At 43.5% G+C, this 26,806-nt stretch carries 28 protein-coding genes; 11 read left to right on the forward strand and 17 right to left on the reverse strand.

The window, feature by feature from the left end; translation table 11 throughout:
* Positions 1-2,559, forward strand: coding sequence for a hypothetical protein (locus A2W93_08205; GenBank protein OFY55594.1), 2,559 nt, complete (start codon positions 1-3; stop codon positions 2,557-2,559).
* A 251-nt stretch (positions 2,560-2,810) separates the two neighbouring features.
* On the opposite strand, the gene A2W93_08210 is transcribed toward A2W93_08205, so the two are convergent.
* The 4 genes from A2W93_08210 to A2W93_08225 all read right to left on the reverse strand — a co-directional run bounded on the left by A2W93_08210 (position 2,811) and on the right by A2W93_08225 (position 5,516).
* Positions 2,811-3,512 (reverse strand): tRNA pseudouridine(55) synthase TruB, encoded by a 702-nt coding sequence (locus tag A2W93_08210; GenBank protein ID OFY55595.1) that lies wholly within the window; start codon positions 3,510-3,512, stop codon positions 2,811-2,813.
* 1 nt (position 3,513) lies between these two features.
* Positions 3,514-4,296, reverse strand: coding sequence for a UDP-diphosphatase (locus tag A2W93_08215; protein OFY55596.1), 783 nt, complete (start codon positions 4,294-4,296; stop codon positions 3,514-3,516).
* A complete protein-coding gene (locus A2W93_08220; protein ID OFY55597.1) occupies positions 4,293-4,565 on the reverse strand; it encodes a hypothetical protein in 273 nt (90 codons plus the stop codon). Before A2W93_08220 ends, A2W93_08215 begins: the two co-directional genes overlap by 4 nt.
* An 84-nt stretch (positions 4,566-4,649) precedes the next feature.
* Positions 4,650-5,516 carry a phosphorylase gene (locus tag A2W93_08225; protein ID OFY55625.1) on the reverse strand — a complete coding sequence of 289 codons (867 nt, stop codon included), beginning with the start codon at positions 5,514-5,516 and terminating at the stop codon, positions 4,650-4,652.
* A gap of 44 nt (positions 5,517-5,560) precedes the next feature.
* On the opposite strand from A2W93_08225, the gene A2W93_08230 reads away from it, so the two are divergent.
* Positions 5,561-6,433 carry a hypothetical protein gene (locus A2W93_08230; protein ID OFY55598.1) on the forward strand — a complete coding sequence of 291 codons (873 nt, stop codon included), beginning with the start codon at positions 5,561-5,563 and terminating at the stop codon, positions 6,431-6,433.
* A 10-nt stretch (positions 6,434-6,443) separates the two neighbouring features.
* On the opposite strand, the gene A2W93_08235 is transcribed toward A2W93_08230, so the two are convergent.
* On the reverse strand, positions 6,444-7,283 hold the full coding sequence (locus tag A2W93_08235) for a dihydropteroate synthase (protein OFY55626.1): 840 nt from the start codon (positions 7,281-7,283) through the stop codon (positions 6,444-6,446).
* A 38-nt stretch (positions 7,284-7,321) separates the two neighbouring features.
* On the opposite strand from A2W93_08235, the gene A2W93_08240 reads away from it, so the two are divergent.
* Both A2W93_08240 and A2W93_08245 read left to right on the forward strand, forming a co-directional pair.
* Positions 7,322-8,005, forward strand: coding sequence for a hypothetical protein (locus tag A2W93_08240; GenBank protein OFY55599.1), 684 nt, complete (start codon positions 7,322-7,324; stop codon positions 8,003-8,005).
* A 53-nt stretch (positions 8,006-8,058) separates the two neighbouring features.
* Positions 8,059-8,745, forward strand: a complete 687-nt coding sequence (locus A2W93_08245; protein ID OFY55600.1) for a hypothetical protein — start codon at positions 8,059-8,061, stop codon at positions 8,743-8,745.
* A gap of 551 nt (positions 8,746-9,296) precedes the next feature.
* On the opposite strand, the gene A2W93_08250 is transcribed toward A2W93_08245, so the two are convergent.
* The gene (locus A2W93_08250; protein ID OFY55601.1) at positions 9,297-9,953 is read right to left on the reverse strand and encodes a hypothetical protein; all 657 of its coding nucleotides are present in this window, start codon (positions 9,951-9,953) and stop codon (positions 9,297-9,299) included.
* A 65-nt stretch (positions 9,954-10,018) separates the two neighbouring features.
* Here A2W93_08250 and A2W93_08255 point away from each other — a divergent pair, with 65 nt between their 5' ends.
* Complete coding sequence (locus tag A2W93_08255) at positions 10,019-11,029, forward strand: hypothetical protein (protein OFY55627.1); 1,011 nt, start codon at positions 10,019-10,021, stop codon at positions 11,027-11,029.
* Positions 11,030-11,315: 286 nt separating this feature from the next.
* Here the strand turns inward: A2W93_08255 and A2W93_08260 are convergent, their stop codons facing one another.
* Together A2W93_08260 and A2W93_08265 are read right to left on the reverse strand one after the other, a co-directional pair.
* Positions 11,316-11,870: a hypothetical protein gene (locus A2W93_08260; protein ID OFY55602.1), complete on the reverse strand. Its 555-nt coding sequence runs from the start codon at positions 11,868-11,870 to the stop codon at positions 11,316-11,318.
* Between the two features lie 65 nt (positions 11,871-11,935).
* On the reverse strand, positions 11,936-12,535 hold the full coding sequence (locus A2W93_08265; GenBank protein ID OFY55603.1) for a hypothetical protein: 600 nt from the start codon (positions 12,533-12,535) through the stop codon (positions 11,936-11,938).
* A 193-nt stretch (positions 12,536-12,728) separates the two neighbouring features.
* Here A2W93_08265 and A2W93_08270 point away from each other — a divergent pair, with 193 nt between their 5' ends.
* The 4 genes from A2W93_08270 (at position 12,729) to A2W93_08285 (ending at position 15,649) form a co-directional block, all read left to right on the forward strand.
* A complete protein-coding gene (locus A2W93_08270; GenBank protein ID OFY55604.1) occupies positions 12,729-13,256 on the forward strand; it encodes a hypothetical protein in 528 nt (175 codons plus the stop codon).
* Between the two features lie 45 nt (positions 13,257-13,301).
* The gene (locus tag A2W93_08275; protein OFY55605.1) at positions 13,302-14,117 is read left to right on the forward strand and encodes a hypothetical protein; all 816 of its coding nucleotides are present in this window, start codon (positions 13,302-13,304) and stop codon (positions 14,115-14,117) included.
* 143 nt (positions 14,118-14,260) lie between these two features.
* On the forward strand, positions 14,261-15,151 hold the full coding sequence (locus A2W93_08280) for a hypothetical protein (GenBank protein ID OFY55606.1): 891 nt from the start codon (positions 14,261-14,263) through the stop codon (positions 15,149-15,151).
* Between the two features lie 27 nt (positions 15,152-15,178).
* Positions 15,179-15,649: a hypothetical protein gene (locus A2W93_08285; GenBank protein ID OFY55607.1), complete on the forward strand. Its 471-nt coding sequence runs from the start codon at positions 15,179-15,181 to the stop codon at positions 15,647-15,649.
* A 31-nt stretch (positions 15,650-15,680) separates the two neighbouring features.
* On the opposite strand, the gene A2W93_08290 is transcribed toward A2W93_08285, so the two are convergent.
* From A2W93_08290 to A2W93_08305, 4 genes are all read right to left on the reverse strand, one after another.
* Positions 15,681-16,868: a hypothetical protein gene (locus A2W93_08290; GenBank protein ID OFY55608.1), complete on the reverse strand. Its 1,188-nt coding sequence runs from the start codon at positions 16,866-16,868 to the stop codon at positions 15,681-15,683.
* Positions 16,868-18,328 (reverse strand): hypothetical protein, encoded by a 1,461-nt coding sequence (locus A2W93_08295; protein ID OFY55609.1) that lies wholly within the window; start codon positions 18,326-18,328, stop codon positions 16,868-16,870. The genes A2W93_08290 and A2W93_08295 overlap by 1 nt, the downstream gene beginning before the upstream one ends.
* A 196-nt stretch (positions 18,329-18,524) precedes the next feature.
* On the reverse strand, positions 18,525-19,178 hold the full coding sequence (locus A2W93_08300) for a hypothetical protein (GenBank protein ID OFY55610.1): 654 nt from the start codon (positions 19,176-19,178) through the stop codon (positions 18,525-18,527).
* The gene (locus A2W93_08305) at positions 19,178-19,876 is read right to left on the reverse strand and encodes a hypothetical protein (GenBank protein OFY55628.1); all 699 of its coding nucleotides are present in this window, start codon (positions 19,874-19,876) and stop codon (positions 19,178-19,180) included. Before A2W93_08305 ends, A2W93_08300 begins: the two co-directional genes overlap by 1 nt.
* 33 nt (positions 19,877-19,909) lie before the next feature.
* Between A2W93_08305 and A2W93_08310 the strand changes: the two genes are divergently transcribed.
* Together A2W93_08310 and A2W93_08315 are read left to right on the forward strand one after the other, a co-directional pair.
* Complete coding sequence (locus A2W93_08310; protein OFY55611.1) at positions 19,910-20,839, forward strand: hypothetical protein; 930 nt, start codon at positions 19,910-19,912, stop codon at positions 20,837-20,839.
* Between the two features lie 27 nt (positions 20,840-20,866).
* Positions 20,867-21,265, forward strand: a complete 399-nt coding sequence (locus A2W93_08315; GenBank protein ID OFY55612.1) for a hypothetical protein — start codon at positions 20,867-20,869, stop codon at positions 21,263-21,265.
* A 6-nt stretch (positions 21,266-21,271) separates the two neighbouring features.
* On the opposite strand, the gene A2W93_08320 is transcribed toward A2W93_08315, so the two are convergent.
* The 5 genes from A2W93_08320 to A2W93_08340 form a co-directional block, all read right to left on the reverse strand.
* Positions 21,272-21,871, reverse strand: a complete 600-nt coding sequence (locus A2W93_08320; GenBank protein OFY55613.1) for a septum formation protein Maf — start codon at positions 21,869-21,871, stop codon at positions 21,272-21,274.
* A complete protein-coding gene (locus A2W93_08325) occupies positions 21,868-22,764 on the reverse strand; it encodes a hypothetical protein (protein ID OFY55614.1) in 897 nt (298 codons plus the stop codon). The genes A2W93_08320 and A2W93_08325 overlap by 4 nt, the downstream gene beginning before the upstream one ends.
* Positions 22,765-23,012: 248 nt before the next feature.
* Complete coding sequence (locus A2W93_08330; GenBank protein OFY55615.1) at positions 23,013-23,540, reverse strand: 3-deoxy-D-manno-octulosonate 8-phosphate phosphatase; 528 nt, start codon at positions 23,538-23,540, stop codon at positions 23,013-23,015.
* The gene (locus A2W93_08335; protein ID OFY55616.1) at positions 23,518-24,303 is read right to left on the reverse strand and encodes a hypothetical protein; all 786 of its coding nucleotides are present in this window, start codon (positions 24,301-24,303) and stop codon (positions 23,518-23,520) included. Before A2W93_08335 ends, A2W93_08330 begins: the two co-directional genes overlap by 23 nt.
* Before the next feature lie 218 nt (positions 24,304-24,521).
* Entirely contained in the window at positions 24,522-26,594 is a 2,073-nt protein-coding gene (locus tag A2W93_08340; GenBank protein ID OFY55629.1) for a translation elongation factor G, read from the reverse strand.
* Between the last annotated feature and the right edge of the window lie 212 nt (positions 26,595-26,806).

Consider the following 26,806-nt stretch of genomic DNA (forward strand, 5'->3'; position numbering starts at 1 on the left):
ATGAAAATATTTGTTATTGCTGTTTCATTCGTTTTTTTCAGCTTGTCCGCTATAGGTCAAACCATTGTCAATTTGGATGCATCAACGCATAACTCTACTCAGACCGGTTGTGCCTACTGGTTCTACGATGATGGCACCTCCTCGGGAAATTACACCAACAGTCAGGATCGCTGGATTACCTTTGCCAGTAGCGATGCTGTCAATACCCACATGAAAGCCAGTTTCGCTTCATTTGATATTGATCCAAGTGATACACTGTTTATCTACGACGGTCCTACAACCGCATCACCACTGATTGGTGCTTACAATGACAACAATCCTTTATCTGGTTCTGTCACAATGGTGCAAGCTTCCATTGCCAATGTTTCGGGCGATCTTACCTTCCGTTTTAAAACCAACGGAACCACGGTTGCAGCAGGATGGGACTGCTCTGTAGGTTGTATTCCGCAATGCCAGGATGTTCTGGCCGCAGTTGATACATTGCAGATGTTTCCGCTGCCCAACGACAGCAATTATGTTGATATCTGCTTTGGAGACATTGTCACATTTGCCGCAATGGGTGCCGGACCCGGGGTGTTCCCTGAAAACGACCTCCTGTACCATCAGGACTCATCAACAACGCTTTTCATCTGGGACTTTGGCGATGGAACCGTCGATACCGGCCGTGTGATTGACCATTTATACAATTCTGTCATGGGTTATGACGTATTTCTGAATGTCATCGATACCCGCGGATGTACAAATACCCAATTGCTTGCCCTGCGTGTCCGTGTTTCAGGCAATCCTATTATCGACATAAAACCATTGCCCGATATCTGTGCTGGTGAGAGCATTGATCTTGTTGTTGGAGAAAATGCCACATCAACCATTGTGGTAGCCCCAACCGGTTCGTTTCAGATTGCCACAGAGCTATACGACAGTACCACATTTATTCCCGACGGGCCATATTGTTCAACCAACTGTTACTACACTCCCGTTACATTCTCCACTTTTCCTCCCGGATCTACAATTACCAGCGCATCCGATATTGCATCGATCTGCATCAATATGGAGCACACTTTTACAGGAGACCTTGCATTCAGCATTATTTGCCCAAACGGAACAACGGTTCAGATGGACAGCTACGACCATAGTGGTGGCGCAGATCTTGGAATTTCAAACTCAACCACTTATGATGACTGCGACCCGGCTCAAAATCCTCCAGGAACCGGATGGACCTATTGCTGGTCCGAAGTATATCCCCAGCAGGGAACTTTGAATACACTTGATGCAGGCACATCACCAATTCCCGCTACTGACACCATAAACAATACCGGATATATCACCACCGAAACCCCGTTTTTAGCATTAGTCGGATGCCCACTCAACGGAACATGGAGCATTGAAATCTGCGATGAATGGGGTCTAGATAACGGATATGTTTTTTGGTGGTCTCTCACCCTCTTGAATCAAACCCAGAGCGGGGCCTGGTCTTATACCGTGCCCATTGATTCTGTTTCATGGGCAGGCCCTTACATTACAGCTACATCAGATTCAACGGCATTCATAGCTCCTATTGCTGCCGGCACATACACTTACACAGCAACAGTCTGGGATGTTTTTGGTTGCTCATATGACACAACGCTGAGTGTCGAAGTTCTTGCCAATCCCACTCCAGACCTCGGTCCAGACACCACAGCCTGTGAAGGCACCGCCATTTCTCTGAACGCGGGCACTGGAACCCAGTACTTCTGGTCAAACGGTGCCATAACTCAAACCATTAACCCCGATGTATCCGGTATTTATGCCATCACGGTAACAAACAGCAATGGTAATGTGGCCTGCTACGGATCCGATACTATTGAAGTAAACATGATTCCCTGGGCCAGTGTAAATCTGGGGCCAGACCTTTGTGAAACAGAATCAGCCACCCTCGATGCACAAAACCCGGGCTTCGATTATCATTGGTCCAATGGTTCTTCTGCTCAAACTATCGATGTCTCTTCAACAGGTACATATTCCGTTACTGTTTCTTATGGCGGCGCCTCAGAATGCAGCGATGTTGACACCATCAGTGTAAACATTATTCCAACACCCGTTGTGAATCTGGGACCTGATCAGGAAATGTGCAGGCACGAATTCAGAGACTATGATGTAAGCCAGACTTCGCCACAATATACATATCTATGGTCTACCGGAAGCTTATCCCCATACCTCCATGTTGAAGGACTTCCTGTAGGTTCGGTATCATACTCCGTCACGGTTTCGGGTTGCGATTCAAGATCTGATACTGTCCTTGTTGACGTTATTGCCTGCGATTTGACCATTCCGAATATCATCACTCCCAACGGTGATGGTTACAACGATGTTTTTGCAGTAGAAAATCTTCCATTCTATCCGAACAGTGTTCTTATGATTTTCAATCGCTGGGGAAAGAAAATATATGAAACTGCAAACTATCTGAATGACTGGGATGGGGAAAAATTTGCAGACGGGACTTATTTCATGGTCCTGAAAGTCAATTACGGCAATGAAGAATATGAAGATCACCATGGCACACTGACCATCATGAGAGATTAAATATCTCGATTCCATACAGCCGGCTTCTGCCGGCTTTTTTTATATCCTGATCTTAACTACTGCAAATCATTGTCAGGCGCACGACAGAATGTTGGGTACATTCGCTGACATTTTAGCGTCAGAAAACGCAGGTTGACCTCACGGCCATGCTGACCTGGAATCGTCAGCGGGAATAGTCTTGGTACCCAACGATTCCGTGTCCGCTCCTTATCACAAAAAAGACAGTCGGACGCCAAAATGTTGGGCGAATTCTACAGCATTCCGTCCTGCTTCATCTTTTCAATTAGAGCAGTAAATTCTTTCGGATGCATGGCGTCTTCAAGCTTATAATCGCCAATGCGGGTGCGGCACAACGAGCTCAGATACGCGCCTGAATTCAGGGCTTCACCAAAATCGCGGGCCAGCGACCGAATGTATGTACCTTTGCTGCAGGTGACTCTGAACTCTATTTCAGGAATAGCAATTCTTGTTATTTCGAATTCGGAAATAGTAATTGGTCTTGGCTTTATATCTACTGGTTTACCTTTGCGCGCATACTCGTAAGCTCTCTTTCCATCAACTTTTACGGCGCTATGCTCGGGCGGGAGTTGCATAATCTCACCGATAAAAGTCTTTGCTGCCTCGCGAATCATTTCTTCCGTAATGTGCCCGGTAGGATATGTCTGATCGACCTCTCTCTCCCGGTCATAGGAAGGCGTTGTTGCACCAATGGTAAACGAACCGGTATATTCTTTTTCCTGCGCCTGAATAATTTCCATATCGCGCGTTTTCTTGCCCGTAAGTACGACCAGCATGCCGGTTGCCAACGGATCAAGAGTGCCTGCGTGGCCAACTTTAACCGGCTCCGGAAGCGATTTCTTCAGACAATTCTTAATGAGGTTTACTACATCAAAAGAGGTCCATGTGTATGGTTTATCGAAAAGCAATATTTCACCGGCAGCAAAATCGAACATGCTATACAACGCTTAAATTATATCCTGCCAGAAGCAAGACAATAAGAACACCACCGAGTATTATTCTGTAATACCCAAAATACTTGAAACCATATCGGTTCAAAAACGCGATGAAACCTTTAATTGCGAGAATTGCAACCACAAAAGCCACCACGTTGCCGACGGCTAGCAGCTGCAAATTGTCAACAGACCCAAGTATTTCGTGATTTTTATAAAGCTTGTATACCGAGGCTGCAAGCATGGTTGGAACTGCCAGAAAAAAACTGAATTCTGCTGCCTGTTTTCTGCTTAGTCCCTGTGTCATGCCGCCGATGATGGTTGCTGCGGAGCGGCTGATGCCGGGTATAACAGCAATAATCTGAAACAAGCCAATCACAAATGCATTTTTCGACGACAAAACTTTTTCAGCTCTTTCCTGATTTTTAAACCAGCGGTCAACAAAAATCAGCACAATTCCACCAACAAACAATGCAATGGCGACAATCAAAACGCTTTCGAGCATCTGATCGATGAGCGCTTCGAGCAAAAATGCAATCACCAGCGGGATGCAGGCAATAGCCAGTTTTATATAAAAATCGAATGATTGAAAAAAACGTTTGATGTACATTACAACAACCGCCAGAATAGCTCCGAACTGAATATTGACAGTAAATGCTTTGGTGAATTCGTCTGATTCTATGCCAAGCAATGCTTCGGTTATTATCATATGACCAGTTGAGGAAACCGGCAAAAATTCTGTCAGACCTTCAACAATCGCGATAATAATCGCATCGAACCAACTCATTCTTCAGTCTTTTCTTTTGTCTTCGGGCGATGCATGATCGCTAAAATTTCAATCACAAAGCCACTAAGAATAAGAATCGGACTCAATGTGATTCTTCTGAAACTATAAAGGTCCTCGCTGAACAGATTGGGATCTTCCGAACCTCCACCAATCATCAGGATAAAACCCAGCAAGATTACGCCCAGACCAATGAGCATCAGTATATAATTCATTTTGTCAAAAACAAATGTCTGTTTCTTTTCCGGGACAACACTTTGCTGTTTACTCATTGTTATAGAATTTGAATTGCAAAAATAATCATTTTTTTCCTGCCTGATGAAATCAATGGAAAACTGAATCGGTCAGAAACTATTTTAAATACGGTCAAGCACCAGTTTAATAAGCTTCTTCATGGGTGGATGATAATCCTTGATGAAAGTTTTATCGGCACGATTGGCAATGACTACACAAACAGTGCAGGCATTGTGTCCCAGCATTTTTGCAAGCCCATACAAAGCCGAAGTTTCCATTTCAAAATTTGTAACCTTCATCCCCTGATGATCAAAAGCAGCTACCAAATTATTGAATTCGGGATAATGAAGCCCAAGTCGTAGCTCGCGTCCCTGCGGGCCATAGAAACCGCCAAAAGTCATGGTCATTCCAGTCGGATGTCCGGTGGAAAGTTTTTTCAACAGTTTCGCATCACCCTCAACAACGTAAGGTGCAGCCCAGGTTCCGGGCCATCCTACCTGATTGGCAAGCGCGAGTTCAATTTCCGGACAGCGGCTATTTATGCTGCCTGAGTAAAAATGCATCAGCCCGTCGGTTCCAATGCCATGGCTCGAAAAAAGAAATGAACCCACCGGAATGCTTTTCTGAATACCTCCCGAAGTGCCGATGCGGACGAGGTTTAATGTTTTATGCGTCTTTTTAGCAACGCGCTTTTTCAGATCAATATTGGCCAAGGCATCAAGTTCGTTGATGACAATGTCAATATTGTCGGGCCCCATTCCTGTGCTGATCACACTTATTTCTTTCCCCTTATATGTGCCGGTACGGGTACAGATTTCGCGGTTTTGCTTTTTCACTCTCACCTTGTCAAACAATGATGAAATGAGTTCAACCCTGGCTGGATCGCCCACCAATATTATGTTGTCAGCAATATCTTCCGGTTTCAGATTTAGATGATAAACAGAGCCATCTTCACGAAGGATAAGTTCAGATTCAGCAATTCTTTTCATTTTATTTCTTAATTTAGCCATTCATTGATTACAAAAATACAAAAATGGAGAGTAAGTACGACAATATTTTAATTCCTATTGATTTTGGTCGACGAACCGACATACAAATTCAGCAGGCCTACTATCTGGCACGCCTGATGAATTCCTCAATGACGCTTGTTCATGTAATCAACCAGCGAAATGCCATTTCGTATCAGGATCAGCAATCATCAGTTTCATACGTCGAAGCTGACGAAAGCATCATGGTGAAAATACGACGTCTGGCCAATCATTTTTCGGAAAAATTCAGCCACGAAGTCAATTTTGCAGTGCTTGAAGGCAATGTTTACGAACAGATTGTTGATTTTGCTTCAAAAACTCATGCCCGGCTTATCGTAATGGGAAAATCGGGTAAAACAAGCCCACTGCAGAATTCTATCGGGAAATACACCGCTCAGGTTATCCGTATGGCAAATTGCCCAGTTCTTACCATTAACAGCATTGTGAAATCATCATTTGATAAAATTCTTCTTCCACTCGATCTGTCAAAACAAATCAAAAATAAAATTGCTGTTGCCGTTTTGTTCAGCCGCTATTACGGATCGACCATAAAAATGCTGACTGTCATTACCCGCGACAACTTTAGTCAGGAAAAAGAATTCACTGAAAAAATGAATAAAACCAGAGAATTTCTGACCGAGAACAATGTTGCCTGCACAACTGAAATTATTTATAATTTTTCAGGAAATACAACCATTGCAGATCGCATCATTCAATATGCAAGCGACACAGAATCTGACATTATCATGATCATGACTCAGCAAGAGCAAAACTGGCATCACACTTTCGTTGGTTCCACTGCATCAAACGTAATTAAGAACAGCCAAATCCCGGTAATCAGCATTACGCCTAACGATGATGCTGTAAGAAATATTTAATGCCCGATTTTCAGAGCATTTCAATCACCCGAATACACTGCATTGCTGCGGCAACATCGTGAACACGAAGGATTGAAGCGCCTTTCAGCAACGCGATGGTTTGCAACGCAATGGTACCTGGCAAAACATCTTCAGGGGTGCTTTTCAAAGCTTTATAAATCATCGATTTTCGGCTGATGCCAACAAGCAACGGCTTGTTGTGAAAAGTAAATGCCGAAAGGTTTTTTAAAAGGGAATAATTCTGCTCTGTTGTTTTTGAAAAGCCAAAACCCGGATCAACAATAACGTCTGAAAGGCCCAACTGTTGCAGAATTTCAATTTTGGCAGCAAAATAATCATTGATTTCTTTCACCACATCAGTATATTGGGTATGGCTCTGCATATCCTTCGGCCAGCCACGCATATGCATCATTATGTATGGACTTTTTTTCTCTGCTACCAGCGGAAGCATTTGAACATCATGGTCACCGGCAGAAATATCGTTGATAATGTCAGCACCCTCATCAAGCAATTGGCGCGCTACTGAGGCATTCGAGGTGTCGATGGAAAAAATCGCATCGGGAAATTCTTTTCGCAGCATCGGGAAAACGCGCATAAGACGGTTGATTTCTTCCGCTGTGCCCGGATATTCAGAACCGGGACGCGTGCTCACGGCACCTACATCAATCATCGACGCACCTTCGGATATCAGTCTGCTACATCTTTCACAGGCCTGTTTTTCATCTTCAGTTCTGCTTGCCGAAAAATAGGAGTCGGGCGTAATATTAATAATACCCATCACTGCCGGAAAGTCAAATTCATGCAAGCTTCCGCGAATATTCAGTGAGAATTTTTTAACTGCTGATTCCATAGAATTAATATCTTCGCAAATGTAAACCATAATTTGGGATGAAGAAAGGAAAATTCATAGTTTTGGAAGGGCTCGACGGAAGCGGAAAATCGACTCAAACCGATCTTTTGCTCAATGCGGTCCGAAACAAAGGCATTGATGCGGAATTCATTCATTTTCCACGAACCGACGACAGCAGTCCGTTCTATGGACCAATGCTGAAGCGCTTTTTGAAAGGTGAACTTGGGTCATTAACTGAAGTCGATCCGTGGTTTGTCGCCATGCTATTTGCCGGTGACCGTCGCAACGATGGACCTGCAATTTCAAAATTTCTCGACGAAGGCAAATGGGTTATTGCCGACCGCTACGTGCTTTCAAATATTGCTTTTCAGGGAGCAAAAATAAAAGCGCTGGCAGAAAAAAAATCACTTGCCCGCTGGATTTTGCATACAGAATTTGATGTATTTCAACTGCCTGTTCCCGATCAGACATTTTTTATTCATATGCCAATCGCATTCTGCAGGAATAATGTGTTGAATCAAAGAACAGGAGCCGACCGCAATTACCTCGACGGGAAAACAGATATTCATGAAGCTGATTTTTCTTTTCAGAACAGTGTGTACGAAATGTACAAATTCATGCTCTCTGATCCTGATTTTCATCTGACTGAATTGCTTATAAACGAGCCCGTGCCTGCGCCCGCAGAAATTCATTCCATGCTGATGAAAAAACTTGAATTCTGATTGAAATGTTTATAAACAGAATTCTGTCTTCACTCTTCCTGCTTTTCTGCAGCATGCTTATACACGCTCAACTGCACCCAGTCTGCGATTCAGCGTCACTCATTGAACACCGGTTTTTCAGTCTTTGCTACAACGAAAAAACGGAACAGGCCGATTGGGTATTTCATTACATCACACCCAACCGTTTGAAAAATAAGGTAGCAAGCCGCTCAGATGATTACCGGCCTGATGCTGAAGTTAAAACCGGGTCGGCTGAACTCAGCGATTACAGACACTCCGGCTTCGATCGCGGCCATCTGTGTCCCGCTGGGGATATGGGTTTCGACAGCGTTGCCATGAGTGAAAGTTTTTTTCTGAGCAACATGTGTCCGCAATTTGCCGGCTTTAACAACGGCATCTGGAATTCGCTCGAACAGCGAATCCGCCAATGGGGACTTATGTTCGACACGCTGTTCATTTTTACAGGACCCGTTTTTTACGATACCACTTATTCTTCCATTGGAGAAAATAAGGTTGCCATCCCTGATGCCTGTTATAAAGTATTACTTGGAAAGAAAGGCACCGTGCTGCATTCGATAGGATTCATAATTCCAAATCTGGATGGACTGAAAAATTATCTTGCCTACAGTGTGGCCGTTGACAAAGTTGAAGAAGTCACTCTGCTGGATTTTTTCTCTGTGCTGGAGGACAGCATCGAAGCCATTCTTGAAAAGAAAAAGAGCAATATCTTTTTCTATTAGAGAATAAATAAAATTGTCAATACCATCGACAGAAAGTTGTTTCAAAACTCTATCGCACGGATTACAAATCGCGCGATAATATGTAGTTGTGTCACTAGCAGTTTCGCGCCTGTCACTCCGAGCCCTGCTGTCACGCTTAGCCCCGCTGCTGTCACATTGAGCGGAGTCGAAATGTCAACAGCGGGATAAACTCCGTCGAAGCGTCGGCAGCGAAAATCAACAAAAGTATTGTCCGAAGTATAAAACGAGATCCCGGTTGTATCAGCAAAGCACTAACTGTCACACTGAGTGATGAAGCATTCCGCATTATGCTTCTCAAGCTTCATCGTATCGAAGTGCGACTTATTAAACCCGCTGCCGTTCTTCGATACATTTGTAGCTCTTTCTTTCATGAGTCCATTTTTCAAATACTCTGAATGACAGCGGGGAGCAGCGACCGGGAACTCAAAACTTGCTTCTGTTGGTTTTCAATTTATATTGCGAACAAGCCATCAGCAGATTTCAGACATAAAAAAACCCGGCCATCAGCCGGGTTCAGAATGAAAAATGTTTTAATAGAACATCGAATTGATAAATGAGAACCGCCCACGTCCATCCGTTAGTATCACTGTGCCGGAGCCATTTTTTTCGAACAAGGTGCAATTATACTGCAAATACAATTCATGCGTGCTGATGCCACCGGGAACAGTTACATTGTGGGTTGTATCAACAGTCAGACTTGCGCTCTGTGTTGCTTCATCCGAAGCATACCAGTCACCTTCCGCGGTGCGCCACATAATGCGCATCCCCGTATGATAGACGCTGTCAGCTACCATTGTTGGATTGTACCAAGGAAGTGTGGCTTGCGAAAGAAATGCATGAAAAATGCTGTCTTTGTCCAATCCTAGTGTATCAAACAGGTTCACGAGCTCAATTTTGAACTCTTCGCGAGAAGAAACATAATAGCCCGAAGCTGACTGATACAGGCGGATTCCAGTGATATAATGGTCGCCGGAGGCATCAGAATATCCTGTATCATATGGCTCAACCAAATAGCCATTAACACCTGGAGTGATTGATTTGTTATTCTCTCCTATAACCGCGGAGAAAAAAGTCGAATTTGGTTCAGGAACTTCTGTGTCTTCCTCCGTTTCACATGAGGTGAAAAACATTGGCGTAAACATGGCTACAAAAATTATTGTGCCTAAAAGAGTCAGAATTTTTTTCATGGGGAAAAAATAATTTTTACTATAAACAAAAACAATCCTTGTACGAAATTAGAATAAAAAATGTTATGTTCGCAGAAAAAATGAAAAAAATATTATTCCCGGTTCTCGCAATGTTGATTGTTGCGTGCGGAAACCAGCACCAGACTTCGTTGACCGAATGGTCCGGAAGTGCGCAGGGGACAACGTTTCATATAAAATGGTACGGATCTCCAGACCAGGTTGAAAAAACATCCATCGATAGCATTTTGCACTCATTTGACCTTATAGCGTCACTCTATAACGACTCATCGCTGCTATGCCGCATCAACAGAGGAGAAAATCCGGAGATGAGTAAGGAATTGATTGCATTGCTCGAAAAATCACTCGAAATATCAAAAAAGACAGATGGTTACTTCGATATTACCGTTGGACCGCTTGTCCGCGCATGGGGTTTTGGCCGCGAAAAAGGCACAGACCCTGATTCCACCACCATTGATTCTTTGAAAAAACTCGTCGGATACCAGCTGATTTCCATTAAAAACAATCATCTTGCCTTCGACACAAGCGGCATCCAGATTGATCTGAACGCCATCGCACAGGGCTATTCCGTTGACCTGATTGCCGAATTTCTTGAAGCAAAAGGAGTTCATGATTACATGGTCGAAATCGGAGGCGAAGTGCGCGTTTCAGGCAAAAAACCGGACGGATCTTCCTGGGTGGTTGGCATCGAACGTCCAGCAGAAAACGAATTTGCCGAACAGGAAATTTTCCGAAAACTGGCTATTACGGATATCAGCATTGCCACATCGGGCAGCAGCCGCAAATTCTATGTGAAAGATGGAGTCAAATATTCGCACACCATCGATCCACATACCGGATATCCGGTCAGTCACTCGCTTTTGAGTGTTACAGTCATCACCAAAAAATGCATGGATGCCGATGCCTATGCTACCGCGTTTATGGTTATGGGAATTGAAAAAGCCAAAATAATTCTGGAGCAGAACAAAGACATGGAAGCATTTTTCATTTTCAGCGCTCCCGACGGCACCCTGAAAACAGACAGCACCAGCGGGTTTGAGAAATATTTTGTTGAATAAATTCTGTCGTAACAAGCGTGGAGTTTATCACGCTGAAAGCGTGGCGTTACAGACGTTACACGTTACAAGCGTTACGGTCGTTACATCAGAGCTGTCAGCCGTCAGCTCTGAGCAGGAGCTTTGAAAATCTTTTTCAAGATGGGCGCGAGTCTCCTGCTTGCAACGTTTTGCGCTGATGCGTGACCAACAACATACTATCACTGGCGCGGATATTTTATCCGTGACAGTTTGCACCATGCTTTGTGTGCGAGATCTATCACACTGCAAGCAGGACATTGTGCAGCAATTAATAGTATTTCACCTTGCGCACAACGCCAGCTTTGTCATAAAAAATCCATTTGCCGCTACGCTTACTTCTTGGTTTTTTTGCAGCCTGAACAATCCGCCCTTCACATTTGAGAGTGTTGTTCGACCGAAATTCTTTACGATAATAGTTGTCAGCATATGACAAATTTGGAATTGCTCTTTTGAAATAATAACCAACAGAATCATATAATCTGATTGTGGAAAGTGTTCCATCCGAATAAAACATAGTGTCAGCAACAGGTTGACCTTTCCCGTCGCAGTAATACGTGTACCATGGGATTCCCGATTTTCTACTCAATTTGATTTTTCCCACTGGCGTTAAAAAATAACCGCCATTTCCTGCTTTAATCTTGAGGTAATACCCGCTTTCCTTAGGCATTCCATTTCTATGAAATCTATTACGGTGAACGTAACCTGAAAATTCCGGATTAGCCTTTACAACAGAATCGCACCATGCGCTGTCGGCAATGAAATGCTGCGCATTTGAGCTGTAAGAAAGTGCCGTAAAACAAACAATAAATAGCAGTCGGAACATGTTCTTATAATTAATGTCAATCACAAATTTCAGAGGTTTTAAGCAGTAATCATTTATGTTGTTACTCAATAGTATTTCACCTTGCGCACAGCGCCATTTTTACTGTAAAAAATCCACTTGCCGCGACGCTCATGTGCCAGCTGCTCTTCCAAATTGAAAAGCCGGCCTTCTTTTCGAGGAACTCCATTCTGATAGAATTTTTTTAAATAATAATTATCAGGAGTGAAAGAGTCAGACATGGAATTACGCTTATAGTGATAAACGCTTACGGAATCATAAATCTTCACTTTTTTTAATACCTGCGAATAATAAAACATAGTATCTGAACCAGAGGCCCGGCCATTGTAATCATTATAATAAACCTGATACAAATCACCATTTCTGTAAAATTCCGTAATCCTGCCAACTGTGATGTCAATGTCAAATTGGGCATTCATTCTCTTTCGCAATATTAAAGCCTCACCTTTAAGATTTCCATTGCTATAATATTTCTTGTCATGATAATATTTTACATAATTGGTGTCTGCTTTCACAATGGAATCACAGTAAATACTGTCCGCTGGAATAATTTGTGATTGAGCCACAATTGCCAATCCCAGCAATACTGCAAATATTAAAGCCTTAATCATCGAATCATTATTTTCCCACAAAAATAACAAATTCATTTTATCTCTGATCAATAAATGAATTGCGTCATTTTCAAATTTTCAACCGAACGATGAAATCGTGAGCTCATGAACACATTTTAAAACAACATAATGAGTGAATAAATCAACACATTTTCAAATTAGCACATCAGCACATTAGATTACCATCGTATCAAATTATTAATTATTTTTGCCTTAAATAGAATCTGAAATGGAACTTGCTCTCGATCTTGCTAAAATTGTGCTGCCAGCACTCATGGTTTTTCTTACTGCATTTTTTGTACTTAAAAGCTATCTGGAAAACGAACAGAAGAAAAAAGAACTGGATTCACGCTTCGAGCAGAAGCGGTTTTCGCTGCCCATCCGCCTGCAGGCCTACGAAAGACTGGCTATGTTTCTCGAACGCATCAATCCTGAAAGCATTGTACTGCGTATGAACCAGCCAGGCATGAGCGCAAAGGAACTGCAAGCGATGCTTCTGCAGACAATCCGCATGGAATACGAACACAATCTTTCGCAGCAGGTTTACGTTTCGAATCAGGCCTGGGATATGGTGAAAAACGCCAAAGAAGATATTATTCGCATCATCAATACTGCAGGCACTACCATGCAACCCAATGCAACAGCCATTGACATCAGCACGACCATTTTCGAGGAATCGCTCAGAGAAAAAGAAGGAATTCTTCAGAAAGCTTTGATTTATCTCAAAAACGAAGGTCGTCAGTACCTCGATGCTTAATGCGGCACAATTTTTTGTAACCACGGTCCATCAAAAAAATATACTATGAGAAGTTTCTTATTTATCGCTCTGCTATTCAGCGCCATGTGTGCATCTGCCCTCGACCCGTCCCTCACCTACGCAGTTACTCCTGCCGATTACGGGCTCAATTACGAAGAAGTCTCCATCAAAACCTCTGACAACCTGAACCTGAAAGGCTGGCTTTTCAAGCCATCAGAAGTGTCTTACAAGATGATTATTCTGAGCGACAACGGTGTAGGCAATATGGCCGACCTGATAGAAGTGGCTACTAATTTTGTATCGCTGGGCTACAACGTTCTCACTTATGATTACCGCGGATTTGGCCAAAGCGACGCCTTCAACATCAACCCGGAGTTTTACATCTACACACAGTTTGCTCTCGACCTGAATGCAGCCATCGATTATGTTTCGAAATATCATTCGAAATGCCGCACGGTCTGTCTGTACGGTCAAGGTCTTGGAGCCGCATTATCACTGGCCATTGGTGCAACACGCTGCAGCGAAATTTCAAAAATTATTGCCGACTCGCCCTACTCCACCCTCGATGATGTGCAGAAAGCCATCAAAACAACCACAGGCAAGGAAGTAAAGTTGCCGCTTGGTTTTGACAAAAATCAGCTCGAGCCGAAATTTGCACTCGAAGCCAAAGGAGCCAGCCTGAACGGAATTCTGATTATTTACGGTAAAAATGATCTTGTTTATAACGGCGACATGGTGAAAAAAATCAGCGGTCTCCGCGGCTCTATCACCAAAACCTATATGGTGAAAGAAGCCGACAATACCTCCACTTTCTCTACCGATAAAGAAGGATACTTCAAAGAAATAAAAGCGTTCCTCTAGGCCGCCGAAGCACCATGCTGAAGCGGATTTGCCTCATACTACTCGCCATTTTTTTCGCCACAACACTGCCGGCTGAAAATAAAATTGTACCAACGTTTTCCAACCCTAACTTTAACTTTTCCAACCCTAACTTTGACAAAGTTTTGAACTTTGTCAAAGTTTCACAGGTTGGAAAAGTTTCTAATTTATTTTCTCCCACCGATACCACCCGCCCCCTCTTCAAAAAATGGCAGGTCAACACCTTTGCCGGCGTATTCTATGTCGGGTCGCTCACTGGCCTTAGCTTTCTTTGGTACAGCGATTATTCAACAGGTCGCTTTCATGCTTTCAATGACCTCGACGAATGGAAGGGCATTGATAAGCTCGGTCATATGACCTCTGCTTTTCACTTCACCCGCGTACAGTCCGATCTTTATCGGAATGCCGGCTACACGCGCGGACAGTCGGCCCGGATCAGTGCCATTTGCTCTTTCTCCTATATGTCGGTTATCGAAATCCTCGATGGATTCTCAGCCGGGTGGGGATTCTCCGTCGGCGACATGTGCGCAAACACGCTGGGGGTCTCACTCTTCGCAGCCAACGAGTTGACCGGAAAAGATAATTTGTTTTCGCTTAAAATGGGATTTCATCCAACCGAATATGCTCAGTACAATCCTTCGCTGCTTGGTGAAAACCTGCTTCAGCAGCCGCTTAAGGATTACAATGGTCAGACATATTGGCTCAGCATGAACATTAAAGAATGTCTGAATAAAGAAACACGTTTCCCAGTCTGGCTTAATGTGGCAGTGGGCTACGGCGCCGACGGTATGACCGGTGGTGATTACAACCCTACCGAAGTTGACGGATTGCCCGTTCCCTTATTCCGCCGCTACAGCCAGTGGTATATTGCTCCCGATATCGATTTCGGCAAGATCCCTGTTCGGGGACGCGGCTGGAAGCTGCTTCTGCGTAGTCTCAATTTCTTTAAATGCCCCGCCCCCGCACTGGAATGGAATTCCGAAAACGGATTGAAACTGCATTATTTGTATTTTTAATTTTATATTTGACGAAAATTAAAAACCATGAAATCTTTGTTCACTATTTTGTGTTTCTCAACCCTCTGCAACCTTCTGCAGGCGCAAATCTCCGACAGCACAACCGTGGTACAACCGGTGCCAATTGAAACAGATTACAACAATAAAATTTTTACCATTGTAGAAGATTCACCTGAATTCCCGGGCGGACAGGATGCCCTCATGACTTATCTCATGAATAACATCAAATATCCGCATGAGGCTATGGAAGCCTCAATTCAGGGGACTGTATATGTCACTTTCGTAATTGAGACAGACGGAGCAGTAAGTAATGTCAAAGTGCTGCGCGGAATTGGTGGAGCCTGCGACGAAGAAGCTGTGCGGGTTGTAAAAGGTATGCCCAACTGGACTCCAGGAAAACAAAGAGGAAAAGCAGTACGTGTGCAATTCAATTTGCCCATTCGTTTTGTACTTGTCGACGACACACCTGCTGAAAAAGACGAGAAAACAGACCGATAGTTTTTGCAACTAAAGTGAATGCGCCAGAAATTTAATTTGGAGTTGAACCCTTCTCTGCACGCGAGTATTGAAGCATTTGTCGCAGGAATCCTTCCATGACAAACTGAATATAAATGTCGGGTTTTTCGGATTCAAAAATTTCCGGATTGAATTTGTGCTGCCATGCATCGAATATGAACACAGCTTTTGAAGACGATTCCGAAAGATATGGAGCTGCAAATCCAGCAAACGATTCCCGTATAATCAGCATTTTCGGAAGTGAATCATTTCCTGTTTCAAATACAACTTCATATTCTTCAGGATACGCGAAGCCCTCCAATACCGGGTAATTCTGTTTGTCTGCGGTATGCGCCCTTACAGGTTCTATCGGCTCCAGACTTACAAAATCTTCCGCCAGCTCATCCTGCATGCCAAACATTTCTGCAATATTACCACCCCGCTGCTTTTTCACCACAATTCTGTAATCAGAGAGCCGGAGCGGCTTTACAGCAGGATAATCTTTACGGATCAGTTCTGCAACAGCTTGCACAGCATAGAAGGCACCCAGATGATTCCAGTGATTATCGGTCTTTGAATACAAGGGATACTGTTCCGTTTTATGATTTTGAATTTCTTTCAATGGGAAGAGACATTTCACTCCAGTACTGCGCTGCAGACTCTCCATGATTAATTCTGCATTGTTTTTTGCAACTGTCTTTTCGGCGTATTCCGGAAGGTATTCAGGATAAACCGAATGCTTGCACGGAACAATAACGAAATAATAATTTCCGCCAGATGCCCTTACGATTGAGTCGCGGCGCGCGATTTCGCTGGTGAGCTCTGCAAGTTCTATATTATTAAAAAGACTATCGCCCCGGTAACTCTCCAATTCAAAACCCGACATATACAACCAACCATCGCTTCCAACCACAGCTTTGTCAGGTATCACCGATTTCTGAAACAAAAGCAGATTCAATCTCATATATTGCTTCAGAAAGAAATTTCTTGAAACAAAATGATCTTCAAAATACACTTCGAATTCGCGGGGAAATGGATCAAGTTTACTGAAATCAAACGCCGGAAATGGCGCCTTGAGCCGGTTTTCATTTATCTCGACATCCGGAACTATTTCAACGAAAATGTTTACAGCAGGAATTATGATGGCAACAATGAATACAATGCTCAGCAGGTAGCTTCGGATGCGCCTTACAGGTGAATTATATGTTGCCGGTTTTTTCATCAGAATCTGAAATAAATAAACGGGTTATAAGAACCGGACAAAAGAATCACTGTGGAAACAATGAGTACCAATGCGAAAAATGCAAATGCAACCAAATCGTATCCTGAAGCAAAAGTATTTTTCCAAAAGAAATTCAATCTGCGGTAAACACGCAGCATTTGCTGCCAAAGCAACGGGAACAAACCATAGGCTCCAACTATCGCAATTGCAAGCAGCAACCAAAGCACCGTTGAATAATACTGAGAAAAATCAACAACTGACTCCGACGAGAATGCAAACAGGCGCTTGATGTATCTGACCGACAATCCAATATTTTCTGCTCTGAACGGAACCCAAGCAATCAAAACGATGATTACTACATAAGCATTTGAAAATACTTTCGGAATTTTTTTCAGAAATTTTCCAAGTCCTAATCGTTCCACAATCATGAAGAATCCATGAATTAGTCCCCAGAGAATAAAATTCATTCCGGCTCCGTGCCACAATCCTGTAAGAAAAAACACGATAAACAAATTGAAATAGGTGCGGAATGGTCCTTTCTTGTTTCCGCCTAATGGAATGTAGAGATAGTCACGAAACCAGTTGGAAAGCGAGATGTGCCAACGACGCCAGAATTCGCGGATGGAAGTTGAAATATATGGGAAATTAAAATTCTCCAGAAAATGAAATCCAAGCATCCGCCCCAATCCTATGGCCATATCGCTGTATCCGGCAAAGTCATAATAAATCTGCAGGCCATAAAACACAATTCCCATCCAGGCCTGAGTCGATGACAAAGAGCCGGGGTCAGCAGCAAATGCGGCATCGGCAATAACGGCAAATGAATTGGCCAAAATCACTTTTTTTGCAAGACCAATCAGAAAACGCTCAACGCCTTGCGAGAACTTCCGGCGATTATAAAACCGTTTGCTCAGTTGCTGATCGACATCGTGATAACGCACAATGGGGCCCGCAATCAGCTGAGGAAATAATGAAACGAATAGTGCCAGATTGACAAACTTTTTCTGTACTTCGGAGGTCCCGCGATACACATCGACCAGATACGACAATCCCTGAAAAGTGAAGAAGGAAATACCGACAGGCAGCAATATTTTGGGAATTCGCAAAAGTTCGAACCCTCCCGAACCCAGTACTTTATTCATGTTATGCATGAAAAAGCCCGTATATTTAAAAACAATCAGAAGTCCCAGGTTTAATGCCACCCCCAACGCGAGCCAGCGCCAGGCCTTTTTTCTGGATCCTGCATCTCTCTTAATTATGTGGCCTACAACAAGGCCGAAGCCGTAATTGATCAGGATGGAAAGCAACAGCAACAAAGAGTAAGAAACGCTTCCCCACGCATAAAAAATCAGACTGAAAGCCAGCAATACAACATTTCGCCATGGCTTCGGCGCCAGATAATTGCAAAGCAACACCAGCGGCAAAAATGCAAAAAGAAATGTGACTGAACTGAATAGCATTGCTTAAAAAAAGCAAAAGTAACAAAAAAGACAAAAGACAAAAGATAAAAGTAAAAAGCTCTGTCCTGAGCCTGTCGAAGGGATAAAAGTAGACAGCGTTGTGCTCCGCATACCCATGCTTTATGCCTTGTGCGATGCGCCCTTCGCATGGTGTTTATCCCGACGAAGGCGAGACGCTGAGACGCATGCCTTGCGCCTAATCACCGTTAAACACGTAGCGAATAATATTCGCGCCCATCTGCAACGCTTTCGCTCGGGTTTCCTGCGAATCGTTGTGCACATCCGGGCTCTCCCAGCCATCACCCAAATCGCATTCATGCGTATAAAATAAAACGATGCGCCCGTCCACAACTATGCCGTAGCCCTTAGGCGGCTTTGCGTCATGCTCGTGGATCTTCGGCAATCCGTTTGCAAAATCAAATTGCTGATGATAGATCGCATGGTTGAATGGGATTTCTATCAACTCGTACTCCGGAAATATTTTCTTTATCTGTGGCCTGATGAAAATATCCATTCCATAATTATCGTCAATGTGGAGAAATCCTCCTGAAAGCATGTATTGGCGAAGGTTCTCAACTTCCTGCACTGAAAATATCACGTTGCCGTGACCGGTCATATGCACAAAAGGGAAATTGAAAATATCGCTGCTGCCAGGATCAACTGTTGGTATTTCTGTTCCGATATTGGTACCCATATTGGCATTGCAGAACTTCACCAGATTGGGCAACGAAGTGGGGTTGGCGTACCAGTCGCCGCCTCCGCCGTATTTGAGTAGCGCGATTTTGACCGGGCTTTGCGCATTACCAGATGCTGCCAGAAAAAACAGAACTATATAAAATATTTTTTTCATTACTTGCTGTTGATCAGATAAAACGCGTGCGCGGCCATCACTGCAGCGGTTTCGGTTCGTAAACGATTTTGCCCGAGCGATATTGCCTGATAGCCTGATTGCAAAGCGACGTCAAATTCATCTTTGGTAAAATCACCTTCCGGGCCAATGAGAATAATGGTGTTTTCATATTCGTGTAACGAATTCAGAATGGACGTTTTGGGCACATCATCGCACCAGGCAATGAGTTTGGTTTTTGCATCATATGTTTTAATAAAATCCGCAAAGCTCATGGGATGCGTCATTTCGGGCATAAAAAATTGTAACGACTGAATAGTCGCGGCCTGAATGATGCGTTGCAAACGATCAGTTTTTTTTAGTGTTGATTCCGTCCGCTCACAAACAATGGGAACGATTGTTCCTACACCGCTCTCAGTGCATTTTTCCACCAACCATTCAAAACGATCAGGATTTTTAAGCGGCGAAACACCCAGTATCAGCCGTGGTTCAGGCCGTGTCACTGTCTGAATTTCATTTACATATACCAGATACTTTTTTGGGCCTGATTCTGCAATCTCGCATTCAGCGCGATGTCCAAGACCATCCGTAATAATAATTACATCACCCGGTTTTTTACGCAACACACGCAAATGCCGGGCTTCGTTTTCGCCAAGCTCGCATATGCCATTTATCAGTTCGGGGTGAAAAAACAATTCCATTTGCGTAATTTTGCATTCCAAAGTTAAACATTCATGCTGAATAAACTACTGAAAATAATTAATGACCGAAATTTTATTCTGATTTTATCGCTATTGCTTGGATTTATTCTGGGCGATTACACCGTGCATCTGGCCTCAGTTTCTGTTTGGATTCTGGCAATTGTGATGGTCTTTGCAACTTCCGGATTTAGCTTCAAAGAATGGCGACCACTCAGCAAAACAATAAAAATCGTAGGCATTTCTTTCCTGCTGAATTTCGTGGTTTTCGGATTGCTGTTGCTTGGAGCCGGTCTGATTCTGTTTGATGATAAGCTCATGATCACAGGAATTATGCTGCTTGTTATCAGTCCGCCGGGACCTTCTGTAATCCCTTTTACGGCTGTAATGAAAGGCAATGTCTCATTCGCGGTCACGGGTGTTTTCGGACTGCATCTTATTTCAATTTTAGTTACGCCTCTGGCTTTGCTTCTGCTGTTGGGCGACTCCATGATCAGCCCGCAATCGGTTATTGTAATAATCACAACAGTAATTGTTGCACCATTGATTATTAGTCGCATACTGCGAAGAACGCCTTTACTTCCAACCATCGGAAAAATTCGGGGTCATGTAATCAATTGGGGATTTTTTCTCATCATCATGCCGATAGTGGGAATGAGTAAGACCCTGATCCTGAAAAGTCCTGAACTGGTTCTGATCAACTCATTTATTTTTGCGACCGTCATGTTCGGCGGCGGATTTCTTTTCAATGTTATAGCGCGTCGCATCAGGGTTGATCAGCCAACCATCATTGCTGCCAATCTGATTTTTACAACAAAAAGTTCTGCATTTGCAGCCGTAGCATCTTTTATGCTTGTGCCCCCCGAAGCTGGATTACCATTGGCTATGCACGCTGTTTTTGTAACACTTTATTTTATAATTTTCGATTCAATCGTCAATAAAAAACATAACTTTGCTGTTAAGTAAAGCAGCACGTCGAATAAATTTGCAGCGATGAAAAAACTACTCTTAATTATCAGCATTCTGTTTATTGTTTCGTCTTGTAAAGATGATTTTTCGACCGGAATTCACTCCACCGTGTTCCTAGGAATGGGAAGCTGTATGCCGGTCTTTGACGAATCGGACCGTGATTACAAAAGATTTGACGGCCGTGTTTATCTGGTCAATAAAGAAGCTGCAGACAGCATGGGACAACCAGGTTTCGTTTTACTGAAACTAAACAGCACCAGTCTCGAAATCCGCAATGGCAGACTCTCAACGGAGCTTCCCGCCGGGACTTTTGTTGTGATGACTGAGGAATATTTTGTGAATGAACCAGCTAATACTGTCACAATAACAGAAGGAGAGGTTTCACAACAAGACGTAAAAATCTGGATTTGTACTTCGTACTGAGACAGCTCAATTGCTTTCAATAAACGCTTCCAGCTCCTGATACAGCATGCGAGTCGGCAGACCCATCACATTGAACCACGACCCTTCGATGCGCTCAATTGCTACATACCCGATCCATTCCTGAACGCCATAGGATCCCGCTTTATCAAAGGGTTTGCAGGTATCAACATAATACTCAATTTCTTCAAGACTGAGCGATCTGAACCGAACATTGGAGCGGCTGAAAAATGAATGTGTTTTGGTTTTCGAACGAAGAGTAACTCCTGTGAAAACCTCATGTTCGGCGCCCGACAACGATTTCAGCATTTCGATGGCATGAGTGCGGTCCATCGGTTTTTCAAGCGCACAGCCATTTTGCCAGACAATCGTATCTGAAGTTATGACTATTGTGATATCACTTATTTCGTTTTCGGGAAAAGCGAATGACTTTTTTTGACTTACAAATACAGCAATTTCAGAACCTTTTAAATCTTTCGGATAAGATTCGTCAATATCGAGTTTGCGAATAGAAAAATCAACGCCCATACCTTTCAGAAGCTCGACCCTGCGCGGACTTCCCGATGCAAGAACGATTGAATAATTCTTTAGTCTTTCAGTCAGTATCATCGCCACAGATTGCTCATATGAAGCAGCTGAAGTGATACCACACCAGCCACCATAAATATTTTTACCAATGTTGCCAGCTCATTAAAGTCCTTTTTCTCCCTGGCAATCCAAATGCTGCGGATAACGTAGATCCAGAACGGGATAAGCAAAGCCAGAATATAATAGGTCAGATACGACTTGCTGAGCTGGATTGAGTAATACGCAAAAACGGCAAGCGCAGCGAGAAGTACAAAAGCCATTGCCAGCAGAACAATCCGGGTAGTCTTAATTCCATAACGAATGGGAATATTGCTGCACTCGAATTCCTTGTCGCCTTCCATGTCCGGAATGTCTTTCACAACTTCGCGGATAAACGTAACATAGAATGCGAAAGCGACAAAAATCAGCATGATTGTATTGATGTACGGCATCATGAGCACAGGAATTATTCCGGCATTGATGAATGCCATGATGTAGTACAGATAAATGATTCCAACATTCAATGCGGCCATGAATGACACCACCAGATTGCCTGACAGAAATTCTCTTTTGTATTTTGTCGAATAAAACCAATACAGTGCTGCAATAAATATGGGCATAAAATATAGAGAAGTTGCTTTCAGCATGAAGGCCAGAATGAAGCCAACAACCAATCCTGCAGCCGTCAGTATAAAGAACCAGTTTTGTCCGGCCGATAATGGCAGCTTTTTTCGCAGAACCGTTTTTTCAGGATTATTGATTTCATCCATCCCAATATCATAATAGTCGTTCAGCGCATAACCGCCGGCAGCCAGCAATACAAACATTCCAACCAGCAATCCGAACTGAAGATCACTTAAAGGTGATGCCAGATTTTCGAAATTCAGCGCCGATTCGAAAAGAAAATAGCGAAAGAAATACATGATCAGCGCCATGATAAGCAGATTCACAACTCTGAAAAGACGAAAGTATGCCATTACAATTTGTTTTTACTGATTAACTTTTTTATCTCTGTTTTATTTAATTCCTCTCCACTATCATCCTGAGTCCAACATCTGTTATACTGAGCCCAGCCGCTGTCATTCTAAGTTTCGCTTCTGTCATCCTGAGCGGAGTCGAAGGATTGGCAGCAGGATAAACTCCGTCGAAATGCGAACAGCAGGTATAGCCCCCCGAAGGAGACCTACCAATGAAACGCATCATCATCCATCCACATTCCCTTAATCTTCAGCACCTGTTCGATCACATCGCGCACACAGCCTTTCCCGCCCTGCAGCGGTGAAATGTATTCGCTCACCTGTTTTATTTCTTCACATGCATCTGCCGGACAACATGGAATTCCCGCCATTTTCATGATCAGATAATCAGGCAAATCATCGCCCATAAACAAAATTTCTTCCGCTTTCAGATTGTAGGTTTCCAGGTATTCAAGAAATACTTTTTGTTTATCTGATACACCTAAAAACACCTGTTCAATGTTCAAAAAATGACAACGTTTTTCAATTCCTCTGTCATGAGATCCTGTGATAACGGCAATATGAAAACCTTTTTTTCTGGCCAGCTGCAACGCGTAGCCATCGCGCACATTGCCCTGTCGCAGCTGCATCCCGGAGTCTGTAAGATAAACATTCCCATTTGTAAGAACGCCATCGTAATCAAATACAAATGCTTTTATATGTTTCAGCTTCTCACGATAATTCTTCATGACCATATTTTTTCAATAATGCATTTGTAAGTTCTTTGTATTGTCTGTATAATTCAGGATTTTTCTCCAGAATATCCAGATGTTTCAAAATAGTTTCGCGATCATCACGAATCGCAGGTCCTGTCTGCAATTCCGAAGGCTGTCTGTATTGAAGTCTTAGTGCGGTTTCCTGAATCAAAGGCAGTAAAAGTTTTTTGGCATCAAACTGTTTCATTTCTGCAACAGACCATCCGGCGCAATACATGAGATTCGTAAAATTAGAGACAAAAACTCCAGCTGTGTGAATGCCCGCTCTGACCTCTTTCGAAGCAATCATTGCCGTTGATGAAATTAAACTTGCAATACTCAGCAGCTCCTGTTCAACAGCGGCATCTGATGCTTCAATAAGAATCGGAAAATCTATTACCGTGAGCGGAATTTCTTTGCGAAATGACTGAAACGGATAAAAAACGCCGCACCTTTGAAACTTCGAAAGCGGCTCCAGTCCAACACTTCCGGATGTATGAGCAACTATTCCGCTCAGGTCTGGCAGCATTGATGCGACTTCCGCAATCACAGCATCTTTTAATGTGAGCAGATACAAATCGGCATTCATTGGAATTTCATGCATTGGAACGACATGAATATTATTGTCGAAACGCTGCGAAACAATAGAATTTTCGCGGCATGCAACCGTTACGGAAACGCCTTGGTTGCTGAACAGCTTCGCCAGATGTGTTCCCACATTCCCAGCTCCGATGATGACCAGATTTGATTTGTCTGCTTTCATTACGCAACAAAAGTAAGAATTTTTGGCATTCATGCCGACGTGTCAAGTACTAACTGCAACTTCAGAAACTCAGGCACAGAAATCATAGCGCTAGCTTAAAACTATCACTGGCGCGGATTTTCAATCCGTGACAGTGTTTTCGTTTCACGTATTGAAAAACAGTACAAGTTAACTTCTAACATCAACCGTGATGCGCTATGAGCTTTGTGCGTTGCGCCTTACCCGTTTTTCTTGTCGTTCAGCTTCTTGATCACTGCTTCCTGAATGGCAGCAGGCAGAGCCTGATAATTGAAGAACTCCATTGAATAATTGGCGCGGCCGCTCGAAAGGTTACGAAGCGTTGTTGAATATCCAAACATTTCCTGAAGAGGAACAAAACCATTGAGCTTCTGTGCACCTTTGCGATAACGGCGCATAGATTCGATTTTTCCACGGCGTTTGTTCAAGTCTCCGGTCACATTGCCGATATAATCGTCGGGCGTGTTCACTTCAATTTTCATGATCGGTTCCAGCAACTGTGGCTTGGCTTTCAAAAAGCCTTGTTTAAAACAGATTGCAGCACAAATCTGGAAAGCCATATCGCTTGAATCGACCGGATGGAAGCCGCCATCAACAAGTACAGCTTTGACATCCACCACAGGGAATCCCGACAGAGGTCCTTTGTCCATAGCTTTACGCAGGCCTTTCTCAACCGACGAAATAAACTCAGCCGGAATGGCTCCGCCCTTGATTTTATCAACGAATTCAAATCCTTTTCCTTCGTTTGGTTCAAATCGGATAACGGTATGAGCAAATTGGCCTTTACCTCCAGACTGCTTCACATGACGGTAATTGCCCTCAACTTCCATCGACAACGCCTCTCGGTATGAAACCGAGGGCTCGCCCACTTCTACGTCCACTTTGAATTCTTCTTTCAAGCGGTCCATGATAATTTCGAGGTGGAGTTCGCCCATGCCCGAAACAATAGTTTCTTCGGTTTCCTGGTCGAAATGAGCCCGGAACGAAGGATCTTCGTTGCAAAGGCGTGCCAGCGCTTCGCTCAGCTTATCACGGTCTTTACGGATGGCCGGATTGATTTTAAGGTCAATAACGGCAGGCGGAATATGAATGGATTCGAGTAATATTTTATTATTCAGATCACACAAAGTGTCTCCTGTGCGGGCCAGTTTCAGTCCAACAAGAGCAACAATGTCGCCTGGGCCTGCTTCTGTGAGTTCCTCGCGATCCTTCGCGCGGATACGCAAAATGCGGCCAGCACGTTCCTGTTTGCCTTTGGTCGAATTGAAAAACGCCATTCCAGTTGTAAGCGTGCCTGAGAATATTCGGATAAAAGTCTGTTGACCTACAAAAGGGTCATTTATAAGTTTGAATGCCAAAGCAGCAAACGGTTCTTTACCAGACGGTCCGCGGGTGAGCATTTTTTCATGATCGTCAACATCAGTACCAACTACGGCACCAATATCAATGGGCGACGGAAGATAATCAATCACTGCATCGAGCAAAAGCTGGACACCTTTATTTTTATATGCAGCGCCGCAGAAAACCGGAGTGATGAGTAATTTAATGGTGGCCTCGCGTGCGGCTTTCATCAATAAATCATCAGACACTTCCTTCTCATTTAGAAACAAGTCGCCAATGGTATCGTCATAATCGGCCAGAACTTCAACAATTCGCTGACGTGCATTCTTAGCGGCATCGGCATATTCAGCCGGAATTTCTGATTCTATTCTTTCAAATTCATTGAAAGTGAAAGCCTTCATTTTCATAAGGTCAATCATTCCAAGGAAATGCTCCTCGGCACCCATCGGAATCTGAAAAGGCACAGCTGATGCGTCAAGATACTTATTCATCTGAGCAACAACTTCGTTGAATTCGGCGCCTGTGCGGTCCATTTTATTAATGAATGCAATACGCGGCACACGGTAACGGTCGGCCTGATTCCAGACAGTTTCACTCTGAGGTTCAACGCCTCCAACCGCACAAAAAACGGCGATCATTCCATCAATCACGCGAAGCGAACGTTCGACTTCAATTGTGAAATCGACGTGACCCGGAGTGTCAATAAGGTTTATGGTATGTTCTTTCCAATGCGCAGTAATGGCAGCCGAAGCAATGGTGATTCCACGCTCCTGTTCCTGCTTCATAAAATCCATGGTGGCAGCCCCATCGTGGGTTTCGCCGACCTTGCGGTTAACACCTGTAAAAAACAGGATTCGCTCACTGACAGTGGTTTTCCCCGCATCGATATGCGCGGCAATGCCGATATTTCTAAGTTTCGAAAGATTACTCATCTCTAAATGCTGATTGTTGTTGATAATTGTGCCTCCCGCCTGACTCCAGGCAATTTGAGCGTGCAAAGGTACGACAAATTATCGGATAGACAAAGTATTACCTGTAAGAAAATCGACCAAACGGAATAATTTCAATTATAAGAACGGGTGATTTTTGATTTTAGATGTTTCCGTTACAATCGTTACAATCGTTACAATCGTTACAATCGTTA

The sequence above is a fragment of the Bacteroidetes bacterium GWF2_43_63 genome, assembly GCA_001769275.1.
Classification (GTDB): Bacteria; Bacteroidota; Bacteroidia; order Bacteroidales; family DTU049; genus GWF2-43-63.

Excerpts from the sequence above, each read along its gene's own strand:
- A2W93_08265 (OFY55603.1), bottom strand. The coding sequence starts at position 12,535 with ATGAATTTGTTATTTTTGTGGGAAAATAATGATTCGATGATTAAGGCT.
- A2W93_08285 (OFY55607.1), top strand. The coding sequence starts at position 15,179 with ATGAAATCTTTGTTCACTATTTTGTGTTTCTCAACCCTCTGCAACCTT.
- A2W93_08235 (OFY55626.1), bottom strand. The coding sequence starts at position 7,283 with ATGGAATCAGCAGTTAAAAAATTCTCACTGAATATTCGCGGAAGCTTG.
- A2W93_08310 (OFY55611.1), top strand. The coding sequence starts at position 19,910 with ATGCTGAATAAACTACTGAAAATAATTAATGACCGAAATTTTATTCTG.
- A2W93_08220 (OFY55597.1), bottom strand. The coding sequence starts at position 4,565 with ATGAGTAAACAGCAAAGTGTTGTCCCGGAAAAGAAACAGACATTTGTT.
- A2W93_08295 (OFY55609.1), bottom strand. The coding sequence starts at position 18,328 with ATGCTATTCAGTTCAGTCACATTTCTTTTTGCATTTTTGCCGCTGGTG.
- A2W93_08205 (OFY55594.1), top strand. The coding sequence starts at position 1 with ATGAAAATATTTGTTATTGCTGTTTCATTCGTTTTTTTCAGCTTGTCC.
- A2W93_08270 (OFY55604.1), top strand. The coding sequence starts at position 12,729 with ATGGAACTTGCTCTCGATCTTGCTAAAATTGTGCTGCCAGCACTCATG.
- A2W93_08260 (OFY55602.1), bottom strand. The coding sequence starts at position 11,870 with ATGTTCCGACTGCTATTTATTGTTTGTTTTACGGCACTTTCTTACAGC.
- A2W93_08340 (OFY55629.1), bottom strand. The coding sequence starts at position 26,594 with ATGAGTAATCTTTCGAAACTTAGAAATATCGGCATTGCCGCGCATATC.
- A2W93_08255 (OFY55627.1), top strand. The coding sequence starts at position 10,019 with ATGTTCGCAGAAAAAATGAAAAAAATATTATTCCCGGTTCTCGCAATG.
- A2W93_08225 (OFY55625.1), bottom strand. The coding sequence starts at position 5,516 with ATGAAAAGAATTGCTGAATCTGAACTTATCCTTCGTGAAGATGGCTCT.
- A2W93_08250 (OFY55601.1), bottom strand. The coding sequence starts at position 9,953 with ATGAAAAAAATTCTGACTCTTTTAGGCACAATAATTTTTGTAGCCATG.
- A2W93_08245 (OFY55600.1), top strand. The coding sequence starts at position 8,059 with ATGCTTATACACGCTCAACTGCACCCAGTCTGCGATTCAGCGTCACTC.
- A2W93_08215 (OFY55596.1), bottom strand. The coding sequence starts at position 4,296 with ATGAGTTGGTTCGATGCGATTATTATCGCGATTGTTGAAGGTCTGACA.
- A2W93_08330 (OFY55615.1), bottom strand. The coding sequence starts at position 23,540 with ATGGTCATGAAGAATTATCGTGAGAAGCTGAAACATATAAAAGCATTT.
- A2W93_08325 (OFY55614.1), bottom strand. The coding sequence starts at position 22,764 with ATGGCGCTGATCATGTATTTCTTTCGCTATTTTCTTTTCGAATCGGCG.
- A2W93_08300 (OFY55610.1), bottom strand. The coding sequence starts at position 19,178 with ATGAAAAAAATATTTTATATAGTTCTGTTTTTTCTGGCAGCATCTGGT.
- A2W93_08240 (OFY55599.1), top strand. The coding sequence starts at position 7,322 with ATGAAGAAAGGAAAATTCATAGTTTTGGAAGGGCTCGACGGAAGCGGA.
- A2W93_08230 (OFY55598.1), top strand. The coding sequence starts at position 5,561 with ATGGAGAGTAAGTACGACAATATTTTAATTCCTATTGATTTTGGTCGA.
- A2W93_08305 (OFY55628.1), bottom strand. The coding sequence starts at position 19,876 with ATGGAATTGTTTTTTCACCCCGAACTGATAAATGGCATATGCGAGCTT.
- A2W93_08290 (OFY55608.1), bottom strand. The coding sequence starts at position 16,868 with ATGAAAAAACCGGCAACATATAATTCACCTGTAAGGCGCATCCGAAGC.
- A2W93_08335 (OFY55616.1), bottom strand. The coding sequence starts at position 24,303 with ATGAAAGCAGACAAATCAAATCTGGTCATCATCGGAGCTGGGAATGTG.
- A2W93_08315 (OFY55612.1), top strand. The coding sequence starts at position 20,867 with ATGAAAAAACTACTCTTAATTATCAGCATTCTGTTTATTGTTTCGTCT.
- A2W93_08210 (OFY55595.1), bottom strand. The coding sequence starts at position 3,512 with ATGTTCGATTTTGCTGCCGGTGAAATATTGCTTTTCGATAAACCATAC.
- A2W93_08320 (OFY55613.1), bottom strand. The coding sequence starts at position 21,871 with ATGATACTGACTGAAAGACTAAAGAATTATTCAATCGTTCTTGCATCG.
- A2W93_08275 (OFY55605.1), top strand. The coding sequence starts at position 13,302 with ATGAGAAGTTTCTTATTTATCGCTCTGCTATTCAGCGCCATGTGTGCA.